16 protein-coding genes are annotated in these 20,532 nt (G+C 71.4%); 9 read left to right on the top strand and 7 right to left on the bottom strand.

The features are described from left to right. Nucleotides 1-524 precede the first annotated feature (524 nt). On the top strand, nt 525-1,892 hold the full coding sequence (locus PYR72_RS00340; RefSeq protein ID WP_275453250.1) for a hypothetical protein: 1,368 nt from the start codon (nt 525-527) through the stop codon (nt 1,890-1,892). A 108-nt stretch (nt 1,893-2,000) separates the two neighbouring features. On the opposite strand, the gene PYR72_RS00335 is transcribed toward PYR72_RS00340, so the two are convergent. The 5 genes from PYR72_RS00335 to PYR72_RS00315 form a co-directional block, all read right to left on the bottom strand. Further along, nucleotides 2,001-2,888 (bottom strand): hypothetical protein, encoded by an 888-nt coding sequence (locus tag PYR72_RS00335; RefSeq protein ID WP_275453249.1) that lies wholly within the window; start codon nt 2,886-2,888, stop codon nt 2,001-2,003. 222 nt (nt 2,889-3,110) lie between these two features. Then, nucleotides 3,111-3,785: a hypothetical protein gene (locus tag PYR72_RS00330; RefSeq protein WP_275453248.1), complete on the bottom strand. Its 675-nt coding sequence runs from the start codon at nt 3,783-3,785 to the stop codon at nt 3,111-3,113. A 151-nt stretch (nt 3,786-3,936) separates the two neighbouring features. Continuing rightward, complete coding sequence (locus tag PYR72_RS00325) at nt 3,937-4,968, bottom strand: AAA family ATPase (RefSeq protein ID WP_275453247.1); 1,032 nt, start codon at nt 4,966-4,968, stop codon at nt 3,937-3,939. Between the two features lie 83 nt (nt 4,969-5,051). After that, nucleotides 5,052-7,211: a Mu transposase C-terminal domain-containing protein gene (locus PYR72_RS00320; protein ID WP_275453246.1), complete on the bottom strand. Its 2,160-nt coding sequence runs from the start codon at nt 7,209-7,211 to the stop codon at nt 5,052-5,054. 44 nt (nt 7,212-7,255) lie between these two features. Then, nucleotides 7,256-8,059, bottom strand: coding sequence for a TnsA-like heteromeric transposase endonuclease subunit (locus PYR72_RS00315; protein ID WP_275453245.1), 804 nt, complete (start codon nt 8,057-8,059; stop codon nt 7,256-7,258). 383 nt (nt 8,060-8,442) lie between these two features. Between PYR72_RS00315 and PYR72_RS00310 the strand changes: the two genes are divergently transcribed. Continuing rightward, nucleotides 8,443-10,587 (top strand): helix-turn-helix transcriptional regulator, encoded by a 2,145-nt coding sequence (locus PYR72_RS00310; protein ID WP_275453244.1) that lies wholly within the window; start codon nt 8,443-8,445, stop codon nt 10,585-10,587. Nucleotides 10,588-10,646: 59 nt separating this feature from the next. On the opposite strand, the gene PYR72_RS00305 is transcribed toward PYR72_RS00310, so the two are convergent. Then, nucleotides 10,647-11,681 carry a TniQ family protein gene (locus PYR72_RS00305; RefSeq protein ID WP_275453243.1) on the bottom strand — a complete coding sequence of 345 codons (1,035 nt, stop codon included), beginning with the start codon at nt 11,679-11,681 and terminating at the stop codon, nt 10,647-10,649. A gap of 125 nt (nt 11,682-11,806) precedes the next feature. On the opposite strand from PYR72_RS00305, the gene PYR72_RS00300 reads away from it, so the two are divergent. From PYR72_RS00300 to PYR72_RS00280, 5 genes are all read left to right on the top strand, one after another. Further along, nucleotides 11,807-12,376 (top strand): hypothetical protein, encoded by a 570-nt coding sequence (locus PYR72_RS00300; RefSeq protein WP_275453242.1) that lies wholly within the window; start codon nt 11,807-11,809, stop codon nt 12,374-12,376. A gap of 99 nt (nt 12,377-12,475) precedes the next feature. Next, nucleotides 12,476-13,477, top strand: coding sequence for a hypothetical protein (locus tag PYR72_RS00295; protein ID WP_275453241.1), 1,002 nt, complete (start codon nt 12,476-12,478; stop codon nt 13,475-13,477). A gap of 130 nt (nt 13,478-13,607) precedes the next feature. After that, nucleotides 13,608-14,231, top strand: a complete 624-nt coding sequence (locus PYR72_RS00290; protein ID WP_275453240.1) for a DNA-binding protein — start codon at nt 13,608-13,610, stop codon at nt 14,229-14,231. After that, the gene (locus PYR72_RS00285; protein WP_275453239.1) at nt 14,231-16,273 is read left to right on the top strand and encodes a hypothetical protein; all 2,043 of its coding nucleotides are present in this window, start codon (nt 14,231-14,233) and stop codon (nt 16,271-16,273) included. Before PYR72_RS00290 ends, PYR72_RS00285 begins: the two co-directional genes overlap by 1 nt. Then, complete coding sequence (locus PYR72_RS00280; protein ID WP_275453238.1) at nt 16,273-16,995, top strand: helix-turn-helix domain containing protein; 723 nt, start codon at nt 16,273-16,275, stop codon at nt 16,993-16,995. Before PYR72_RS00285 ends, PYR72_RS00280 begins: the two co-directional genes overlap by 1 nt. Nucleotides 16,996-17,004: 9 nt before the next feature. Here the strand turns inward: PYR72_RS00280 and PYR72_RS00275 are convergent, their stop codons facing one another. Next, complete coding sequence (locus PYR72_RS00275) at nt 17,005-17,400, bottom strand: hypothetical protein (RefSeq protein WP_275453237.1); 396 nt, start codon at nt 17,398-17,400, stop codon at nt 17,005-17,007. A gap of 103 nt (nt 17,401-17,503) precedes the next feature. Between PYR72_RS00275 and PYR72_RS00270 the strand changes: the two genes are divergently transcribed. Further along, nucleotides 17,504-17,800 (top strand): hypothetical protein, encoded by a 297-nt coding sequence (locus tag PYR72_RS00270; RefSeq protein ID WP_275453236.1) that lies wholly within the window; start codon nt 17,504-17,506, stop codon nt 17,798-17,800. A 293-nt stretch (nt 17,801-18,093) separates the two neighbouring features. Then, nucleotides 18,094-20,511 (top strand): tetratricopeptide repeat protein, encoded by a 2,418-nt coding sequence (locus PYR72_RS00265; RefSeq protein WP_275453235.1) that lies wholly within the window; start codon nt 18,094-18,096, stop codon nt 20,509-20,511. Nucleotides 20,512-20,532: the final 21 nt, after the last annotated feature.

The following is a 20,532-nucleotide window of genomic DNA, read 5'->3' as shown; positions in this document are numbered from 1 at the left end:
GAGGGCGCCGACGGCGGTGACCTGACCGGCAGGCTGACGATACGTCCGAGCCTGACGCCTGCTGCACGCCCGCAAGGCCACAGGGGACCGCCCGGCGCCCGGCGCCGAACTCGCTGACCGCCTCGCAGCTGTCCTGAAGAAGGCGCAGCAGGGGGACACCGTCCTGTTCGAGACACCCCGCGGGACTCCGCAGCTGGCCGATCGCCAAGACCCCCAACTCGGGCATGGCTCGAACACGAACTGACCGACATCATCCTCAACCAGGGCCGCTCCGGCCTGACCCGGGAACGCTCGAACGCCTCCCCGAAGGGCTGCCCGCCCTGTAGGGCGGCACCGGCCGGACAGTGCGGCCTGCACAGTGTGCCCCTTTCCGCTGCCCACGGCGGGCTGCTCTGCGCGTGCGGACACGACTGGTCGTGCCACCCCGGAAAGGTCGCTGACGGCGAGCCGTGCTCGCACTGCGCCTGCCCGCCCATGCAGCATCTCTGATCCTTCCCGCCCCCACACCGCAACGGAGCCACACCATGAACAGCACTACACCAGCCCGACCGCTCGCATCACCGCCCGACGACCCCCTCCCCGCTCCCTTCTCGGCCTGGGACCTCATCGAAGAGTCCTCCCACACTCCGGCGCACCGCAGCGGCGGATCTGTGGTCTATCACTCGGCCATCCTTGGAACTGAGGTCGCCCGCGCGAGCGTTCTGGCCGTCATCAACCTTCTGGCAGAGGGTTGGCTGGAGGCCGAGAAGCGCAGCCTCTCCGTCGAGGCCGTCGGCCCGGACGGCGTCGTCATTAGCGACGCCTGGCGGCGCTTCCATCTCCCAGAGGAGCCATGGGGCGATGCTCACCGGCTCTGTGACCAGCCACGGTGCCCTCAAAGGCCCACCCGCTACCGGACCTTGTGCGATGCGCACACAATTGCGGGCGGCGCCGAGACCGTCCGCGCCCAGACCAGCCTGTTCGCCGAGTGCCACCGCCAGGAGCGGGACTGGATGCATCATGTTGAAGGCGACCTCATGACAAATCTCATGCAGGCCGCGGTCGGCCTGCCCGCAGTCGCGCACGCCCAATACTTCGCCGAGCAGCTCCACCTCGCCGACCCCGACGATGTCGACGACTGGTACTACGAAGAGAAAACGCCAGAGATCAACGCTGACCGGGAACGTCTCCAGCGCGCCGTGGCCCCCAGGCCTCGCACGCAGCCGATCGGTGCGCGACGCGGCGTTCCACGGCGGATCGGCCCTCTCGATCCGCTGCAACTGCCCGGAAACCCGGGAGATTTGAAGCTGGAGTTCTCCTGCGAGCCGGAACGCCTGTCGCCTTGGTGGGTACATGAGGACGCTCAGTGGTGGAGCGTGAGCGTGCACCACCGGCCGGCGGATGACGACCTGGACCCCGTGCTGGGGCAGATCGGCCGGCTGGCGCTGGCACGACTGGACTGGGGGCAGGAGGACTCCATCCTGGGGAGCGTGCACGGCGAGCAGTACCATCTCGGCCGCCTGGCCGCAGACGTCTTCGCTGCTTGGGAGAACCCGGACAGCGAGATGCGTCAACTCGGCCTGCACGGACACGGTGATCTGCTGGTTCTCCTCCATGTCCAACTGGAGAAGGTCTGGAGGGGATTCGGGCTCGGCGCGTACCTGGCCGCCCAGGCAGTGGAGTTCCTCGGTGCGGGGTGCCGCCTTGCCGCCGCGGATGTCGACACCGAGGACTCAGTGGGGGGCCGCCTGGTGCAGGCTGCAGGATTCCACCCGCTCGACCGCGGCCTGGCCGTCCGTAAATGTGTGGCCCCGACCAACGACGTGCATCGCCGCCAACTGGCCCTGCAACTCGCCCAAGTGTCCCAGCTTGCCCACCCGCAGCGCGCCGTCTCGGCAGAGAACCCCTTCTGAGCAGGGCAATTGCCTTAAACGAGGGGGAGCGGCGGGGAGCCGACCTGGGCGGGGCAGTGCGTACCTCCTGCCCCGCCCAGGGCCCCCTCCGCCGCGCCGGGCGATGCGTCAGGGCGAGGGCGTGGACGGCGCCCACGCCGCCCCCGGTTTGGGAGCGATGCTTACCCGTCCCCACTGGTGGGGATCCAGCGGGGCCAGGTCGGACGCCGCCGCCGGGCGGTCGCCGCAGGTGACCGTGTAGTGCTCGGTCAGCAACTGCAGCAGTGCTTCGGCGTCACGTACGCCCTCTTTGTAACCCCAGAAGTCGCCGTCCTCGCAGTCTTCGTACCCTTCGCCGTCGCTGCGGCACATATCCTCGTAGTTGTTCTCCTGCCGGAACGAGGTCCGCAACAGGACAACGACCGAGTTGTCCCTCTCGACGCTCACGACCGTCCTCTCTTCCGGGTCTTCCCAGTCGGCGACGACGGCGCGGGCGGCCTCAGCCAGCCGGTCTGCCTCGAACAGGCCGCGGATTTCGGTGGCTTCGATCCGCCCAGCGGCCTCGCCGATGAGCTTGTCCCCATCGACACCCGCTCGGTGCGCCTGCAGCAGCCGCCCGCGCAGGTCGTCCCGTACGTCGTCGTAGCCGCGCAGGGCAGCCTCCAGATACGCCCGGGCTTCCTCCTCCGGGGACGGCGTGCACACGGCAACGACGTCGTCCGTGGTGTCGCCGGAGCCGCCTTCCACAAGCCGCACCCGCACATCCATCGGACCATCACGCACCACGCGCACGAGGTACTGCTCGTCGATGACGATGCCGAGAGCCTCCCTGAGATCGTCCTGGGCGAGTTCCTGGACACTGCCCGGAAGCCAGTCGCTGTCATCTACGTACTCATGCTCGCTGCGGGGGGCGTACGAGTAGTAGGGATCCATCACCTCGTCGTAGCGCTGCCAGGGGGCTTCCTGGCCGTCGTCATCGCGGAAACGCACTTCCAGCAATGTGCGGTACTGCTCCATCAGGCATTCCCTGTTCTGGGGTGGGGGCGGGGCGCGCCGCCGGTGCGGCGTGCCGCACGGGCGGGCAAAGAGGAAAGAGAGATGAGAGGGACGGGTCCGCCGTTTGGCCCGGGGCTGAGGGGCCGCAGTCCCTCGACGGATCGACGCCGATGGGGGGCTGCGCCGTTCGTCTGCGTGCTGCCGCAACGTGCGAGCGCAGAGCGGGCGGCTGTCCGGGAGCGCTCAGTACTCCTTCAGGAGCGGGGCCCGGCGTAGGAATTCGGTGCGCAGCCCCGTGATGACCTTGTCCGCCTGCTGCTGGGTGGGCAGGGTGACCGGGGTGCGCGGCCAGGGAACCGAAGCCCACTCGTGCTGCGCCGCTGTGAGCCGTTGGGTCGGGTCGGCCACGGCGGCCGGCAGGCTGTGCCATGCCTGGGCGGCGGCTCGCCGGACCGCAGGAGCCAGCCGGTGAAGTTGCAACGGATCGAAGATCAGCAGATGAGGAGCGGCTACGTAGGGTGCAGCTGCGACGACGCCGACGTGTCCCGCGTAGTCCATGAAGAACAGGCGGCTGTGGTGGTTGCCCAGTGCCTGCTGCATTTCCTGCCGCCAGGGCTGGGAAAGGATCCACTTGTCCTTGGCTCGCGTCAGTTCGGCGGTGTCGTCAGTGGCGGCCCCGGCACGGAAGGCGGGCAGAAGGCCCCAGTAGTCCTCTTCCGCCGCACAGGCAGCCTTCTGCATTTTCGACACGAACGTATCGATCATCTCGGCGGGCACGGTGATGACCTTGGGCGTCTTGGTGAGGGGACCGGTCCTGATCACGAGGACGCCGGGCGAGGTGCCGATCTCGGTCACGTCCGCTACCACGATGGCGGGTACCAGGCGGGGACGGGCGGCTTTGGCTTTGCGTTTGGCCACGGGGAAGAAGCTCTTTCAGGGGGTGGTGGCAGGAGGGCTCTCGGCGGAGCAGGCGCTTGGCGGCGCGTGTCTGTCGGTGCATGTCGCGATGTCGGCAGCGGCCCGTCGGTGACATGGGGTGCAACGAGCGGATGATCTGAGGAGTTGCGTGTCAGATCTGCAGAATCGGATCGTCTGCCAAGCGTCCGATCAGCTGGTTGTCGAGGAGTTCCTTGGTGACGGCTTCGGTGCCGGTCTCGATGGCTTCCTGGGCTGCCTGGCAGATCAGGTAGGACAGCGGCTTCATGTAGCCGCCGGTGCGTTCGTGCAGATGCGCGGCGAGGGCCAGGAGGTCGCCGGGGCTGTGCCGGTGCAGGCGCAGGTCCTGGTCGAAGAACTTGATGACCTCGTGCCAGATGTCGTAGGCGTCGGGGCTGTAGGGGATCGGGTTGACCGCGAGGGCGGGGATGCCGCCTGCTCCGCCGGCTGGTGCCTCGGCCCGTTTGCCGCGGCGGGCGGTGTTGGCGACGTCCCGGGCGCCGGGACCGCAGTAGACGAAGGAGACACCGAACTCGTCGGCGAGGTAGCTGAAGTAGTCGAAGGCCGTCTTCAGCTCGGAGTTCTCCAGCCGGTCGATGCCGTCGACGAGGACCAGGCGGGTGCCGCGGGTCTTCATGACATGGCAGACGGGACCGGTCATGTCGGTGCTGCGCTGGCCGCTTTCGGGATCTTTGGTGTGCTGGTGGCCGACGAAGTCGGCGAAGGGGATGGACCAGTCCAGCTTGCTGGCCGGGGACAGGGGCACGTTGATGTGGATGACCGGGATCCGGGTGCGGTCGGCGGGCAACTGGTCGCTGACGATGCCTTCGAAGACGCGGCCGACCTGCCGCAGCACGGTCGTCATCCCGGTCTCGCCGGGGCCGTCGACAGCCAGATGCAGGGGGCCCTCGCTGCGCGAGCCGCTGGCCAGCCACAGCCGCCTGGCAAGGACGACGGCCTTCTTCAACGCGGGTGTTTGCACCGTGCGCATCGTGGCGTGATAGCGCAGCCGCGCATCCCCAGTGTCGGCAGGAGTGTCCGCGGGCGGGAGGTCGCCCAGCTCGGGCGGTACGACGATGCGGTGGACGTAGGACTGCCAGCCGGCGCGGACGGTGGGCCGTTCAGGCCGCTCGCCGTCGCCGGCAGCAGGGGGAGAAAGGGTCATGTCGAAGCCTTCTTCGATCGTCAGAGAAGCTGCCGGGGCGGGCGGGTTCGCACCCGCCCCGGCGAGGAAGGGGTGGACGGGTTCTAAGCGCTCTCGCCGTACAGGCTGCTGCCGGGCACGTCCTGGCCGGCCGGGTCGTGGGCGGCGGGCAGGGACAGACGCCTCGGGTCGACGTCCATGCTGGGCAGGGCCGGAATACTCCCGAAGACGGGGGTGGGGATGCCCGCGTAGGGGTTGGGGCGCGGCGTGGGACCCACCTGCGGGCCGCGGTCCAGGGGCACTGGCGCGGGCTCGGCGGTGCGGGCGGGGCCGCGGCCGGCGCGTTCCAGCAGGGAGCGTACGACGCGGGCGATGGCACGCTGGTCCTTGGCGCTGCCGCCCTCGGCGAGGTGGACGGCGGTGGCCTGGTCCCAGACGTGCTCACTCCACTCGTCGCCGATCACCCGCTGGTGGATGAAGTCGGCCTCCGCCCAGGTGCCGGTGCGGTGATCCTGCAGCCATACCTTTTCGGGCTGGTGCGGGTGGTAGCGCACCGGCCAGCGCTCTTTCTTGCCCGGCCAGCCGGAGGCGGCGCCCCGGTAGCCGTTCAGCGCCCGGCTGTCGTAGGTGCGCTGGTGCAGCCGGATGCCCGCGTCGGTGACGCGCACCCATGCGGTCGGCAGCAGCCGCAGCCGGTCCTCTGCGGTCAGCCGCAGGGGTGCGTAGCCGCTGCTGGCCACGTGCGCGGCGAACATCTGGTTGGGCGTGCGCGGCGCCATGGACGGCAGGAACGGGTTGCGCAGTTCCTGGTGCGGGCGCTGCTGCCAGCCGGTGGCGATCCACTCCTGCAGCAGGTCGTTGAGCTGGTCCAGGCGCCACAGCCGTTCGGATGCGACCTTCTTGCCGCGGTGGGTGAAGTCCCGGCCGGTGTAGCCGGTGAGGAACTGGCTGAAGAGGCTTTTCACCGATCCGAAGGTCCGCTCGATGATCGCCTTGTGGGTGGGGGAGTGGTAGCAGGCCGGACGTACCGAGATCCCGAGATAGGCGCACGCGTCCATGAAGGCCCGCCCGGCGAACACCTTCCCGTTGTCCATGACGATCATGTCCGGCACGATCACCGGCCGGGCCGCCGCGTCCCGCATGCGCTCATCGGCCTGAACCAGCTGCGCATACGGCAGCCCCGAGCCCTCGGCGCGGGCCCTGCGCGACCAGCCCGGCCGCACCGGCTGCGGCGTGCACATCTGGGCCAGCAGCAGCAGCGCGTCGACGGCCTTGGTCGCGCGGCCGCCGTGACGGCGGCTGTCGGGACCGGTCTTGGTGCCGCTGGACTTGGGCCGGATGACCGCCGCCAGGATCGACCGGGTGGCGACGTCGATGGCTGCGGTCAGCTCGACGGAGACGGCCCGGCCCGTTTCGTCGAGGGCCAGCACATCGAGCTGGGTGGTGTCGATCTGCACCTGCTCACCCGGCGCGATCGCCATGGCCCGCGTGAACGGCGGCTGCGGGCGGCCGGCGTCGCTTTCCCGTTGCCGGACGGTGTCCTTGCCGCTGCCGCACGCGATCCCCAGACGCTTCAGCAGCCGGTAGAACGTGGCCCGTGACGGCAGCAGCCGCCCGGCCTCCCTCTTCTTGAACTTCTTCACGCAGGCCCTCCTGAGCAGCTCGAACAGCCGTGACTTGGTTCCGGTGGACTTCTTCTTCAGCCGGCCGTACACCTGCCGCAGCAGCCGCACGACCCGCTCGTCGACGCGGCCGCGGCTGCCGGGCGCCCGCAGTCTGCGTTTGTCGACCAGCCCCCACACCCCCTCGGCCAGCCAGGCCAGCCGCTTGCGCTCCACCGTCGCCGCCGACACCTGGTGGTGCGCGGCCTGCAGTTCGGCAGCCTTGAGCGCGTACCGTTCACGCAGCGTCGTACGCGCCGGGTCGTACCCGGGACGGGGCTCGCAGCCGGGCGCAGCGAAACCGGGCAGACCGGTGTGCACCTCCAGTACGTGGTCCAGCCAGAACTCGGCCTCCTCCCGCGCCTTCGGCGACAGTCCCTCCAGCAGGGCCGCACTCGCCAGGCCCTCCCGTGCCGGCACTGCCGGGCCGTCCGTGCTGTCGTCGGGGGAGGCGAGCCGGGCGAAGTCCGGCGCGCCGAGCAGCGCATCGAGCAGGACGACGGCGTCCTCGCCGTCGGCGCCGTGGCTGAGCAGATGCACGCTGCTGCCCTGCAGGGCAGCGACCAGGTAGCTGCTGCCGCGCCAGCGCACCGCGTTCCCCACCGTCACAGAGCCCTGCCGTGCAGCCGGCACACGCGGCGCGGCCATCACGCCATTGCCCGGGATGCCGTGGACGTCCACACCAGCGACCGGGCCGGCACGAACGGCAGGTTCCAGTCGATGCGCAGATCCTGCTTCCAGATCAAGTGATGAGCCTGCGCCAGGGCGGAAAGTTCCGGCAGGCCGGTGGCCGCCACCCCCTCGGTGAGGGGTCTCGGTGTGGCGAACGCGGCGTGCAGCAGCCGGGCCGCCTCGGCATCCGCCAGACGCGCATGCCGGTAGCGGGACAGACGCCGCCGGTTCTCCGCCTCCGCCACCGACGTGTCCGCCGGGGTGTGCACCCGTACCTGCCAGCCGGCTTGGCGCCCGGCGGCATCCAGCAGCGGGAGCACCTCTGGCCAGTCGCCGCTCGCCGTGCCGCCCGGAGCGCGCACCACGAGGCGGGCACGCCCGTCGGCCAGCCGCGCGAAGAAGTCCGGCACATGGGTGCCGCCGCCGTCCGCCCAGCTCAACCGCACCGGCCACGCGGTGAAGGTGGCCACCTCGGGATCGAACTCCAGCGCGCGGGCCGCAGCCAGCGCCTCCAACGTCGCGCAGCCGGCATGACGGGCAGCCCCGGCCGGCCGCCACCAGGTCGCGATCGCCTGCTTGCCCCGGTACTGCACCGGCTTCCACACCGGCTCCCGCTCCTCCAACGCCTCCCGCAGCAGCTGGCTCACCGGCCGCCGCACCAGCCGCCCGGCCGGGGAATGGAACTCGGCCCACACCACATCCCGCACAGCACACCCCTTTTCACGCATCGCGAAAACATGGACGTCGCCCGTGTGATCGATCCGGGCGGTGTCGAACACGGTGACGGCCCGAGCCTCCGCCAGGGAAGCGAACCGGCTCGAACACGCTCGAACGAGCGAGGCGCGGGAATCCGGCGCGCGCCTCGCTCGATCGTGTGAACGAACCACCTGCCGCGCCGGCCGGGCCGGTGCGCGGCACGGCGTCGGCCGCGTGGGGCGGGACCGGCAGGGGGCGTGAGGCGACCGCCGACGCGCGCCTCACCCGAACGAGTTCGAATCACGGCACATCGGCACAGGTCAGATCGTCACACTCGGCGGCAGAACGTTCATGCGGGCCCACGCGCCGTGTTCGGGCCCTGGCATGCTCCGCTGCCAAGCGCTCCCGCCGGCAACAGCCCCCGCGCCGCCATCTGCCCCCACCACCCGAGGAGTTGGGACAAGCCGTGTACGAACCCATTCCCACAAACGCGCTGTTGCCCGCCGCCGCACCGCGCGACCTGCCCGCCCCCGACGAACGGCGCAGGCTGCGGCGGCAATCCGACCTGTCCCTGCACCAGGCGGCCGACGCCTGCTCGGTCACCGAGACCACCGTCCGGGACTGGGAGAACGGCACCACCACCCCGCGCGGCCACAACGCCGACGTCTACCGAAACCTGCTGGCGGGGCTGCACGCACGGCTCACGCAGACTCCCGCGCCCGCCTATGCGGACACCACCGCACCGGACTGGCCCGCCCTGGGAGCCATCCACCGCGAGATCCCGTCCCAGGCCGGCACCGACCAGCCGTGCCGGCGCTGCCGGCAGCCCACCGGCCAGCGCGTCGGCGGCAAACCCCAGCATCTGGGCACCCGGTGCCCCGCCCCCGCCCCACACCCCGCCTCACCGCCGACGGCCTCCGTACCAGCCCAGCCGGCTCCCACGCAGCCCGCAGCGGTCTTCCCGCCGGCTATTCCTGCCGCGCGCCTGGACTATCCCACCGCAGGACGCCGCACCAGCGCGGGCCCCCTCGCCGTGATCGACACCGACGGCGGGCAGACACTCGCCGCCCATTATCCCGACGGCCACCGCCGCCCTCTCGCCGCCGACAACTGCACCGAGCTGCTGTCCTGGGCCGTCACCGCGGGCCTGGGCACGCCCGCCGTCAAACCCGGGGCCGGGCTGGACACCGGCCCGCTGCTCGTCCTGACCGAGGCGGCCACCGCCCGCCTGGCCCTGCCGCTCACCCCGCCCGCCTGGGCACAGCGGCATCCGCGCAGCGACCACCCCCTGCTGCGGCAGCTGCGGGCGATCGGCTGGCAGACCGACACCCACGGACTCGGCCCCTGGTCCACCCTCCACCCCAGCAACCAAGACCCCCACCGCGACGGCATCCACCTGGCCGTCACCGCCTGGGGCGCCCTGTACCGCGACGCGTGGAAGCTGCCCGAGACCCTCGACGCGGCCCAACTGGCCAGCCTGCTGGGCCAGTACACGAGCCTGCTGCGCACCCCGCTGGGCACGCCCGGAGACTGCGGCCACCGGCTGATGAGCGACCTGCGTCCGCCGGCGCGCCGGCACCCCGCCTCCGGGGCCCTGCCGTGCCCGGGCGCACCGGGCGCACTGACCGAGTGCGTCGAGCCCGCACCGTGCGAGGCACCGGCCGGCCACCATCTCGCTGCGGGCCGGGCGGCCGCCGACAGCCTCGCCGTCGAAGACCTCAACTGGTGGCGCACCCCCGCCCCTGCCGAAGCCGAGTGCGCATACGTGGTCTGCCTGGCCGTCAACCTGCCCTACGTCGCCGACTGCAACAACATCCGTGTCGCCGACGGTCCGGCCTGCGAGGTCGATGAACCTCCTTTCGACCGCAAAACCCCCGGCAGCTGGCTGGTCGCCCTGCCCCCCGTCCGTCCGCAACACCCCCAACTGCCATCCCCCTTCCCCACCGAAGGCCTGGCCTGGCACCCCACCCCGGCGGTCGCCTACGCCCTGGAACGCGGCGTCACCATCCGGCCCGTCAAGGGCTGGCTGCGGCGCGCCAGCCCGCCCGGGCCCTACCTCAACCCCTGGTACGACCGCTTCCGCAAAGCCCACCTCACCGCGCTGGAACGACTGGGCATCACCGCCCAGATGACCCCGCAGGCGTTCGAGACCGCCCTGCACGATCTGCCCCACGGTGATCCGGCAGGCGTGTCCCTGCTGCGCGCCGTGCACGCCTCCGCCGACGGCGGCCTCGCCCGGCTGGCCGCCCAGCCCGTCGGCCCCGACCACCACCCCGCCCTGCCCTGGACGAGCCCGCCCGACCCCAGCTGGCGCCCCGACCTGCTGGCCGCAGTGACCGCCAACACCCGCGCCAACGTGCACCGCAAGCTGTGCCAGACCGCCCGCACGGGACATTTCCCGCTGGCCGTCCACGCGGGCCACATCCTCTACGCCACCCGGACCCCCAGCATCTTGGAGATCACCGGCGAGGCCGACTGCGGATTCCGGGTCGGCATCTCGCCCGGCCACGTCCGGCCGGTCGCCGTCCGCACCATGGACTGGTTCCTCGAGCACTGCCGCCAGGACCACAACCCCGCACAGGCGCTGACCGACACCGCCGTCCCATGGTGACGGCGCCCGCGCCCGCCCGGACCGGCCGCCCCGCACCGCCCCAACGGCCGCCGCGCTCCTCACGGCAGACTGGTCACCGGCCCGTCCAGCCTCCAGGGCAGGCAGGAGGAGTCCTCCAGCGTCTCGGACAGCGGCCGGTGCGGCTCCAGCGGCTGCATCTGACCCGAGCGGTAACCCGGCGGCGGAGCCGTCTGCGCGAGGCGGGCCGCCACCGGGGCGGCGACGCGGTGATTCATCGTCCAGCTCCGCAGCGCCCGGTAGCCGCCGTGCTCCATCTGCTCGGTCATGCCCAGCCGCTCACCGACCCACGTGATCCAGCGCCGCGACACCCAGCCGGGCGCACCGTTGTCGAAGTCCCGGCCCCAGCACCGCTGCCGCTCGTGCACGGCCATCGCCTCCGCCACCGTGACCGCCTCCGGGTAGACCACCAGCGGCAGGGCCTGCGGCCGGCGCGCCAGGCCCAGTGCCCGCTCCCGTCGGGCCCACACCGTGTCCGAGCCCATCTGCCGGCACCGCCACCAAAACCCGGCCACCTGCAGGGCGTCGGCCAGCAGGGCCCGCGCGTACGGGCCCACCCGCTGCTCCAGCCGCATCCGGCGCCGATGCGCCTCCACCACCTCCTCCAGCCCCGCAAGACTGATGTGCTGCGCCCGGTCGGCGCCCTGCAGCCACTGCCCGTGGCGCACACACACCTGCCAGGACGCGCGCACGGCCAGCCACACCGGCGGCAGTCCATCGCTGCGGCGGGCCGTGCATCCCGAGCACTCCGCCAGCACCGTCCAGCCCGCAGGCCACGGGCCGACGCGCGCCGGCCGCGCCCGCGAGGAAACCGGCCCCGCAGCGGCGGTGGGCAGGGTCCGGCGCAGGTGCGCCTCGTCCCGGCCGGCCAGCACCGCCAGCAGCCCGATCCCCTGACTGCTCAGCAGTACCTCGCTCGTGCGCGGATCCAGTGCGTGATGTCCCCGGACCCTCAGATCGTCAAGGACACCAGCCGGCTGGATGCCGTTGGCGGCAGCCAGCCGGACGACGAACGAACTCGCCGCCTCTCCCCGCACCGCCGACAAATCCACCGGTTTCGCCACCAGCACACCCACCGCGCCCCGCCCCTCACTTCACCCTCGGCGCCCCCGCGTGGCTCGGTCCCGCCCCGCTGTCCGGACAACGACCACCACCCGGCCGGGGCAACGCGCCCCCAACCCGGCAGGAGGACCCCCGCACCGTGCCCCACCACAGCACGTCGGTCGCCGAGGCCCTGGACCTCGCCGACGCCCGCCACTGGACCAGCCGCCCCCCGGTCCGGCCCGCCGCGCGCGTGCGTCATCTGCTGCGCCGCCAGGGCGCCGCAGAGCTGGCACCCCGGCTGTTCGCCTTCCCGGATGCGGTCACCCGGTGGGCCGCAGGAGACACCAGCGGCCTCACCCCCGCCCAGCAGGCCCTCATCGAGCGGGAGATCTACCGCGCCTGGCAGCCAGATGTCAGGCGCCGCGCCCACCAGCAGATCCTGCACCACGGCGGCTCCGTCACCGTCCAACTGCACGCCCGCTTCACCTACACCACCAGCTGTGGCGAGTTCTGCGACCCCCGCCTGCGCTCGCTGATCGAAGACCTGCCCACCGTCCACGCCCGGACGCTCTTCGAGGCCCGCCACCGCAACGCGGACGAGGACGAACTGCGCGGCATCCTGGCCGACGGCATGGGCGAGGCCTACTTCTTCCGCGCCCTGCCCACCGACCAGCAGCAGGCCGCTGTCGCCATCAGCGACCTCCACCTCGTCCAGTTCCACTACTGAGCACCCCTCCCAACAGCGGGGCGTCCGCGCCAGGCCGCCAGCCGCACACCCCGGCGCCCGTGACCCGGGCCGCCCGCCGATGCGAAAGACACCACGCCCATGGCCCTCATCTACGCCTTCCAGGACACCGCCGGCCACTGGCACGGCGACCTCGACACCCCCCTCGTCGCAGACCCCGGGTACGGCACCCTCACCTATCTCCCGGTGCCCGGTACTCCCGAGGCAGCCAGCCCCTTCGCGGGGCAGACCCTCAACGTCCTGCTCGCCGTCACCGACCTGGACCCCGGCCCTGTCGCCTACCAGCTAGACAGCGGCGGCACCTTTACGGCCTCCTGGCACGTGCACGCCCTCCTGGCCACGCCCGTCGGCAGCAGCCGCACCGTGCCGAACCCGCCCGACCGCGACAACACTCCCGAGCCGTACCTGGAGCTGGCCGCGACCGACCACGGCCGCCGTTACCTCCTGACCGCCACCCGCCACGACGACGGCCGTCTCGCCGCCACCCTCACCGTCAGCACCCTCGCCGGCGACATCGAAGGAGAACTGTGCGGGGACATCGACACCGCCCACCTCGACGGCCTGGCCCGGCTGCTCGGTGCCGCGGCCCACGCCACCCCGGCACAAGCCGCCGCCTCCGTCCCCGCCACAGGCTCGGAGCCCCCCGCCCCTGCGGCCCCGCGGCGCGGCGAGCCGTGGACCGACGAAGACAGCGCCCACCTGGCCGAGAGATACCGTCATGAACGCGACTTCGCCGCACTGGGCCGGGAGTTCGGGCGTAGTCCGCTGGCCATCCATCACCAGCTCGCTCGCCTCGGTCTCACCCCCCGCCCGGCCCCGCCGTTGCCCGCCGCCCGGCCCGCGCCCGTGCCGAAGCAGACCCATGGCCCCACCCTCGAGGAACGCCGCAAGACCCACAGCCGCTCCCACGAGGGATGGACGGAGGCCGAGGAGAAGCAGCTCGCCCAGCGCTGCGCCCAGGGCGCCACAGCCGAGGAGATGAGCCGGGAGTTCGGCCGCAGTGAGAGAGCCATCAACAAGCGTCTGAGCGTCATCGGCGCACAGGGCCCTGCCGCCGACAAGGCCCGCACACCGGAGTTCTGACGCTGGCCGGCATCCCCGGACACACCGCCCCAGCGACAAGCCTGATCAGATATCTGATCAGGCTTGCATCCTGGTGAGGGAGCCGATACCGTTCAGGCACGGCAGGCACCCGCATCCCGAGGAGGCAGCAGTGCTGCTGACCACGGGACAGGCAGCCGAGGAACTAGGCTGCGCCGTCACCACCTACCGCCGCCTCATCAACGCGGGCGTCCTGCCCGGCCTGTCCCGCCGAGGCGTCCGCGTCATGACGCCCCTGCCCGTCGTCCAGGCCCTGCAAGAACGTTCCCACGCCCCCCTCCACCACCTGCACGCCACCGAACTCGCCGTGCTGCGCGTCGACGCGGCACGCCCGGTCGACGACGGCCGGCAGTGGATCGGCTACGCACCTCACCTGGGCCCAGACCGCCTCCTCAACAGCCTGAAAGGCTGGTGGCGGTGCGACGCAACCAGCATCGCCGCCGCCGGAGTGCTGCCAGTGACCCTGTCCGGGTACGTGGTCGCCGTCCTGACCGGCCTGGACCCCTTCGAACGCAACACGCAAGGCCGCTTCGCCTTCCCCGACGCACGGCTGGCCGGATACGTCACCGACCTGGCCGCCCCCGCAACTGAACTGACCTCCCGGGTGAAGAGCGACCGCACCCTCGCCGAACTGCTGCTCGCCACCCGCCTGGAATCACACTCCGGCGGAGCCGTCGCCTACGTCACCACCCACACCACAAGGCCTGCGACCCGCCGGCTGCCCGAGGAACCGTGATGGACGCACAGAGCTACAACACCGGCCTGGCCGAACTGCGCACCCTGCGCGAGAACATCAAGAAGACCGCGGCAGCCCTGGCCAGACTCGAGACGGAACGCTCCAACACCATCACCGCACTCGCCAGCTACAACAAGGCCAAGGCCGACCGGATCGCGCCCGCCGCCGGAATCAGCGTGGCCGAGGTCGTGACCATCGCCCCCCAGCTCGCCCCCGACAGTCTTACCACCGCCCCCTCCTCCGGGCCGCACACCCATGCCGTGGCACAGGACCCCGCGCCCGCGGCGCAGCCTCATGTCGCACCGGCGGACGCCAGGCAGGCCCAGGCATCCCTCACCGCAGACGGCAACCCCCGCGCCCTGCCATCCCTGCCCGGCGACAGCACAGATGACCGCTGGTTCACCCACGCCCCCGGACTGGTCTCCCAACGCCCGCCCTTCGTGCAACGGCCTCGCGCCACCGTCTTCCTGGACGCCACCACCGGCGTGCTGGTCCACCGCGACCACACCACCCGCCTCGATCTCGGCGACCGGTCCGCCGCAGCCCTCCTGACGGCCGTCTTCCACACCGTCCCCGACAGCGTGGAGCGGATCTACATCACCGCCGGTGACCCCTGGCACCGCGACGCCGACCGCTACCCCTACCTGCGTGACGCGGTCGCCGCCTGGCTGAACGCCCCCATGCCCGGCTGGCGCACCGACACCGGCCACGGCAAGGACCGCCTGGCAGGGCACTTCGTCCACGCCCGCAACCCGGTCGGCCGCTACCAGCGCGAGGGCGGCGACCACCGCGTCGAAATCCGCTCCGTGGGGGAGTGGTTCGACCTGGCGGACGGCGACGACCCCGCCACGGTCCGCGACGCCTTCCTGCTCCTGTGGCAGGAACTGCGCCGCCGCTGGCCCGACGCCGTGATCATGGGCTCGCCCTCACAGACCGGCCGTGACCTGTGGACCCGCACCATCCCCCAGCGCGGAAAGTACGCCGACGGCTATCCCGTGCTGTCGGAAGAACTGCGCGGCCTGCTGCACGCCACCGCGGGCCAGGGCCGCAACGAACTCATCACTCCGCCGCACGTGCCCGGGCAACTGCCTCAACTCGTCGAATACGACCGCACCTTCGCCTACGCCAAACACACCTGGAAGTCGCCCGTCGGCACACCCCGCCGCATCACCAGCCGCACCTTCGCCTCCTGGACGACGCAGGAACAGACCAACGCCCTTTACGGCTGCGGCCACTGGCACGTACGGGTCACCGTCCCCGACGGCTGGAACCACGTCGGAATCCTGCCCGCCCCCGCCCCCGGAGAGCGCGCCTGGCACTACCCGAGCGCACCGGGCAGCACCTTCACCACCTGGGCCGGCGGACCCGAGATCCACACGGCACTCAACAACCCGATCCAGCCCTGGAAGATCGAAATCATCGACGGGATCCTCTGGGAAGCGGACAAACCCCTTGCCGACTGGGCCAAGAAACTCAAAGACACCTGGACCAACCTCTCCGCCCAGGCCCACTACCAGGGCGATGAACGCCAGGCCCGCGCCGCTCACCTGGCCTCGCGCGCCGTGCGCGCCATCCTGCTGTACGGCATCGGCTCGTTCGCCCAGCGCCCCCGCATGGTCACCGGCACCACCCCCCGCACCCTGGAGCGGGATGTACCGCCGGACGCGGAAATCATCGGCTTCGACGACGAGCTGATCACCTGGCAGCGGGCCACCGGGTTCGCCCGTGATCCCAACGCCCACCCCGAATGGGCCGCGACCATCTGGTCCGGCGCCCGTGCCGCCCTGCTGAGCCAGTACCACCGAGACGACGACACCTACGCCGGAGCCCTGCACACCCCCCCCGGCACCGTCGTCGCCTTCCGCACCGACGCCCTCTACCTCACCGAACCCCAGAACTGGCCCCACCACCATCAGCCCGGCGACTACCTCCTGCGCGGCCACCTCACCGGCCCCCTGGCTGCCCCCACCACCGAGGAAGAACTCCTCACCCTGCGGGACACCGGACGAGCCGCCCTCACCTCCGCCGGGCAGGAGACCTGATGCCGCCCCGCGCCCGCCGTGACCGCCCCACCAGCCAGGCCGAGCTGAACGAAGCCGCGCAACTCGCCGACCGGCTCCAACAAGCCGGCTACACCAAACGCGACATCGCCCGCATCATCGACCGAGACCCCTCCCTGGTCTCGCAGTTCTACACCAGGAACAAAGGCGCAGCCTTCGCCACCGCCCTGCGTGAAGTCCTCACCGCCGTTGAGACCGGCGGTATCACCGACCTGCCCGAACTCGCCGCGATCGCCGCCCGCCACACCCAGCGGCGCACCACCGCCTCAGGCGCCCGCGCCCGGGTCCGAGGCAAAGCCGTCCTCATCACCCCGACCGGCTCCGGCACCGGCCGCGTCGCCGCCCAGGCGATCGCCTCCGGCTCCGCCCGCCTGCGCCCCCTGATCGCCGAAGCCGCCCGCCGAGGCCTGCGCCTGGCCTTCACCGTCCGCCTGGCCAAGACCGCCTACCTCCACCCCTCCGGCAGCCGCACCGACTCACCCGGCATCCGCCGCGACGTCATCCAGCGCGCCGACCACACCGAGGAACGCTCCTACGGCTCCGCCCAGACCGGCGGCTTCAACGCCGCCGACTTCGCCCGCCGCGTCGACGCCGCCGGAGGCGACGTCACTGCCGCTGTCCACCAATGGCTCGTGGATACCGGCCGTATCCAACCGGACGCCCACATCCTCCACCTCGAAATCCGCACCTGGCGGCCCCGCTGACGGAACCCGTCACGACACACCAGGCACGGCCCGAACACAACGCCGCACGGACACCCCGGTGACTTGCAACAGTGGGGTGAACACCATGGTGCTGTCGTCGGGCGAACGAGTGAGGGCCGCAGCTAGTGCACTCATGCAGCTGACGGGGGAGACACAGGCCGATCTCGCTGCGGCGTGGGAATGCGCCAAGCACAGGTCAGCCGCCACCTGGCCACTGGACGACTGCAAGCCGAGGCGGTCACCGCGAACAATCTCGGCCTGGCCCTGATCGAGACCGGTGACCTCGACGGTGCCGCCGCGCACTACGAACGCGCCCACCGCATCTTCCACGGCATCGGCGACGAACACGGTGCGGCCAACGCCGTCGGCAACCGAGCCTGGGTGCACTTCTACCGGGGCGAACACCTTCGAGGCCTGCGGGAGTTCGGCACGGCACTGGCCTACTACACACGCAGCGGCGCCCGCCGTAACGTCGCCATCACACTGCGCGGCATCGGGCCTGACCGAGGTGGAGCTGCGCCAGTTCGACGCCGCCATCGGGCATTTGAAGACCGCGCTTGCCACACTGGACGACCTGGGCCTGCACCTGGACACGGCCATGGCACTGAACTGCCTCGGCGAGGCTACCTGCGCAGAGGCCAGCCGCGGGAGGGCGCCGAGTCGCTGGAGCGTGCCGTTGTCGTCAGCCGCACGTGCGGCAGCCGCCACGAGGGAGGCGAGGGCACTGCACCATCTCGCCCTGGCAGCGGCCGAATTGTCCGGCGCGGTGCCGCGCACCGACCGGAAGAACCGACAGGACGGGTGAGGGGGAGGCCATGAGTTAGGCACGTCCAGTCGGACAACCAAGGGTTCTTCCGGGGCCGGAGTTGTCGTCGCCACCAGGACAAAAGGATGAGCTGATCTGTGCGTGTCTCACGCTGATTGCCCGATCGGTGGCAATTGCCGTGGCGGCGATGCCGGTGCCGGATTGCCCATGCAACCAAGATCTCTCTACGGTGGGTGTTTGTCCCCGGTGGGGATGGACGGTGTGAAGGGGGCTGTGTGGAAGCCGAGTTGGCGGCGCTTGCGGCGTCGGGGGCGACGACGCTGGTGGCTCTGATGGTTTCGGAGTCGTGGGAGCGGGCGAAGGGTGCACTGAGCCGGTTCTTCGGACGGCGGGCCGCGGGGGAGAACGCCGAGGAGGAACTGCAGGCGTCGAGCGCGGAGTTGGGTAGCGCGCAGGTATCGGGTGACGTGAGCGCCCGGGCGGACCTCCAGGCTCGGTGGCAGCAGCGGCTGGAGGAGATCTTCCGGGAGGATCCTGGAGCGGCACAGGAACTGGCCGGCCTGCTGTCCGAGCTGGCGCCCGACGCCTCACGCACGTTCGTCAGCCTCGTGAGCGGTGGGGTCAACTACGGTCCGGCCTTCCAGGGTTCGCACATCCACGGCGGCATTACGTTCAACGTCCAGCCCGCCCCGTCCGGACCGGGGCCTCACGCTCTGCCTGACCAAGTGCCTCTCACCATGGTCCCGTTCAGCAACCGCACGGCCGAACTCGCGGTGCTAGACCAGACCCTCGGCACGCAAGAAGGCGGCCTCGGGCCCGTCCGTGTCGGCGTACTGGACGGACTGCCTGGAGTCGGCAAGACGACCATGGCCTGGCGGTGGGCGGAACGGGCCCGGGCGCGGTTCCCGGACGGGCAGCTGTATGTCGACTTCGCCGCCCTGCGCACCCAGTCCTCACCGCCGGCCGGCGCCGGTGCGGACGTCTCCGAGGCACTGGCCATGTGCCTGAGATCGCTGCCGGGAAGCGACAGCGACATTCCGAGTTCGCTCGCGGAGCGGACCAACCTGTTCCGCTCCCGCTCGGCTGGCCTGCGCATCCTCCTCGTCCTGGACGACGTTAACCAGCCCGCGCACGTGCGTGCGCTGATTCCCAAGGGGCCGGGCAGCGCCGTCCTGGTCACCGGCCGGGGCCGACTCGGTGAACTGGCCTTGGACGGAGCCCGGTTGATCTCCGTCAAGCCGCTGGACGCGCACGGCGGACTGGCGCTGCTGAAGGACCGCTGCGGCCCGGAGACGGTCACGGCCGAACCGCAGGCGGCACAGCGCCTGGTGGAGCTGTGCGGCGGTCTGCCGGTGGCACTGCAGGTCGTGGCGGCGCGTCTGGTCACCGACGACAGTCTGAGCATGACCGAACTGGCCGCCGAACTTGATGACGAGGCCAGCCGGCTGGCCGGTATGGCACTGGACGGTGAGGAGTCCTCGGTGTCCGCTGTTCTGGGTCCCTCCTACCGACTGCTGCCGACTGACGCCGCCCGGCTCTACCGCCTGCTCGGATGGCTGCCGGTCGGCGTCTTCGACGCCGGCGTGGCCGCGGTCGCAGCCGACCTCGACACACCGCGCGCCAAACGCCTGCTGGGCGTCCTTGCGAAGGCGAGCCTGGTGGAGGCATGGGGCGACGGCCGCTACCGGATGCACGATCTGGTGCGCCTGCACGCCCGGGAGCGCGCGGTGGACGAGGAACAGGAGAGCGAACAGGAGGCGCTCATCGGCCGGGTGGGCACGCACTACCTTGCGCTCACCGCCTTCGCAGACCGGGCACTCAGGCGGGAGAGGCTGCGCATCGCCGACCTGTCGGCCGTCCTGCGGGACGTGGACGACCCCTTCTGCGCCCCCGGCGGTCCGTCTGCTCTGGAGTGGCTGGACACCGAGCGCGGCGCAGTCCTGGCCGTGCTGCGCATGGCTGCCCGGCACGGGCTGCACACCCTGGTCTGGCAACTGGCAGAGGCGTTCACGGTCCTCTTCCTGTACCGCCGCTACCTGGGGACGTGGAAGGAGTCGCTGGAACTGGGGGCCGAGGCCGCTGCGGCGTCGGCGGACACAGCGGCCGAGGCGCGGCTGCGCAGCCTGCTGTCGCGCCCGTTGCTGGACCTCGGCGAGAACGACCGCGCGGAAGCCGAGCTGGAGCAGGCTGTTGTTCTTGCCGAGACGTCCGGCCATCTCGTCCTGCGCGCCTCCGTGCAGGAATTCCTCGGCCGCTACCGGGATCTCTTCGAGCCCTCCGGCGCAGTCGAGGCGTATCAGCGGTCCCTGGAACTCAACGAGAGCGCCGGGGAGGCGCGTGGAGCAGCCATCGCCGCATTCTTCCTCGGATGCGCCCAGAACGCCCAGGGCGATCACACTCAGGCGTTGGCCACCCTGCGCCGGGCGCTGCAGGACCTGGAGTCCCGTGAGGAGCCGGACCGGCGGATGGCAGCCAGGGTACGGGCCGCCATCGGCGGGGCACGTGACCATCTCGGCCAGAGTGAAGAGGCGATCGGCGACCTGCGCGAGGCGGCCCGGACTCTGAAGGAGGTGGGGGCGACGCACTATGAGGCGCAGGCCCTGGTGCAGCTCGCCGACATCGCACAACGGACCGCAGGCCGCGAGGACCTGGTGCACGAGTGCCTGACCCGGGCCGTCGAGATCTACGAGGCGGCCGGGAGCCACACGGCGGAGAGCCTGCGGCAGCGGCTGGACGGTCTCGGCCGCTGAATTCCGGCCCGGACAGAGGGG

This window comes from Streptomyces sp. VNUA24 (assembly GCF_029167005.1).
GTDB classification, from domain to species: domain Bacteria; phylum Actinomycetota; class Actinomycetes; order Streptomycetales; family Streptomycetaceae; genus Streptomyces; species Streptomyces scabiei.
This window is presented reverse-complemented; position numbering and strand designations above follow the sequence as displayed.

Excerpts from the sequence above, each read along its gene's own strand:
- PYR72_RS00340 (WP_275453250.1), top strand. The coding sequence starts at position 525 with ATGAACAGCACTACACCAGCCCGACCGCTCGCATCACCGCCCGACGAC.
- PYR72_RS00335 (WP_275453249.1), bottom strand. The coding sequence starts at position 2,888 with ATGGAGCAGTACCGCACATTGCTGGAAGTGCGTTTCCGCGATGACGAC.
- PYR72_RS00325 (WP_275453247.1), bottom strand. The coding sequence starts at position 4,968 with ATGACCCTTTCTCCCCCTGCTGCCGGCGACGGCGAGCGGCCTGAACGG.
- PYR72_RS00295 (WP_275453241.1), top strand. The coding sequence starts at position 12,476 with ATGGCCCTCATCTACGCCTTCCAGGACACCGCCGGCCACTGGCACGGC.
- PYR72_RS00285 (WP_275453239.1), top strand. The coding sequence starts at position 14,231 with ATGGACGCACAGAGCTACAACACCGGCCTGGCCGAACTGCGCACCCTG.
- PYR72_RS00280 (WP_275453238.1), top strand. The coding sequence starts at position 16,273 with ATGCCGCCCCGCGCCCGCCGTGACCGCCCCACCAGCCAGGCCGAGCTG.
- PYR72_RS00265 (WP_275453235.1), top strand. The coding sequence starts at position 18,094 with ATGGTTTCGGAGTCGTGGGAGCGGGCGAAGGGTGCACTGAGCCGGTTC.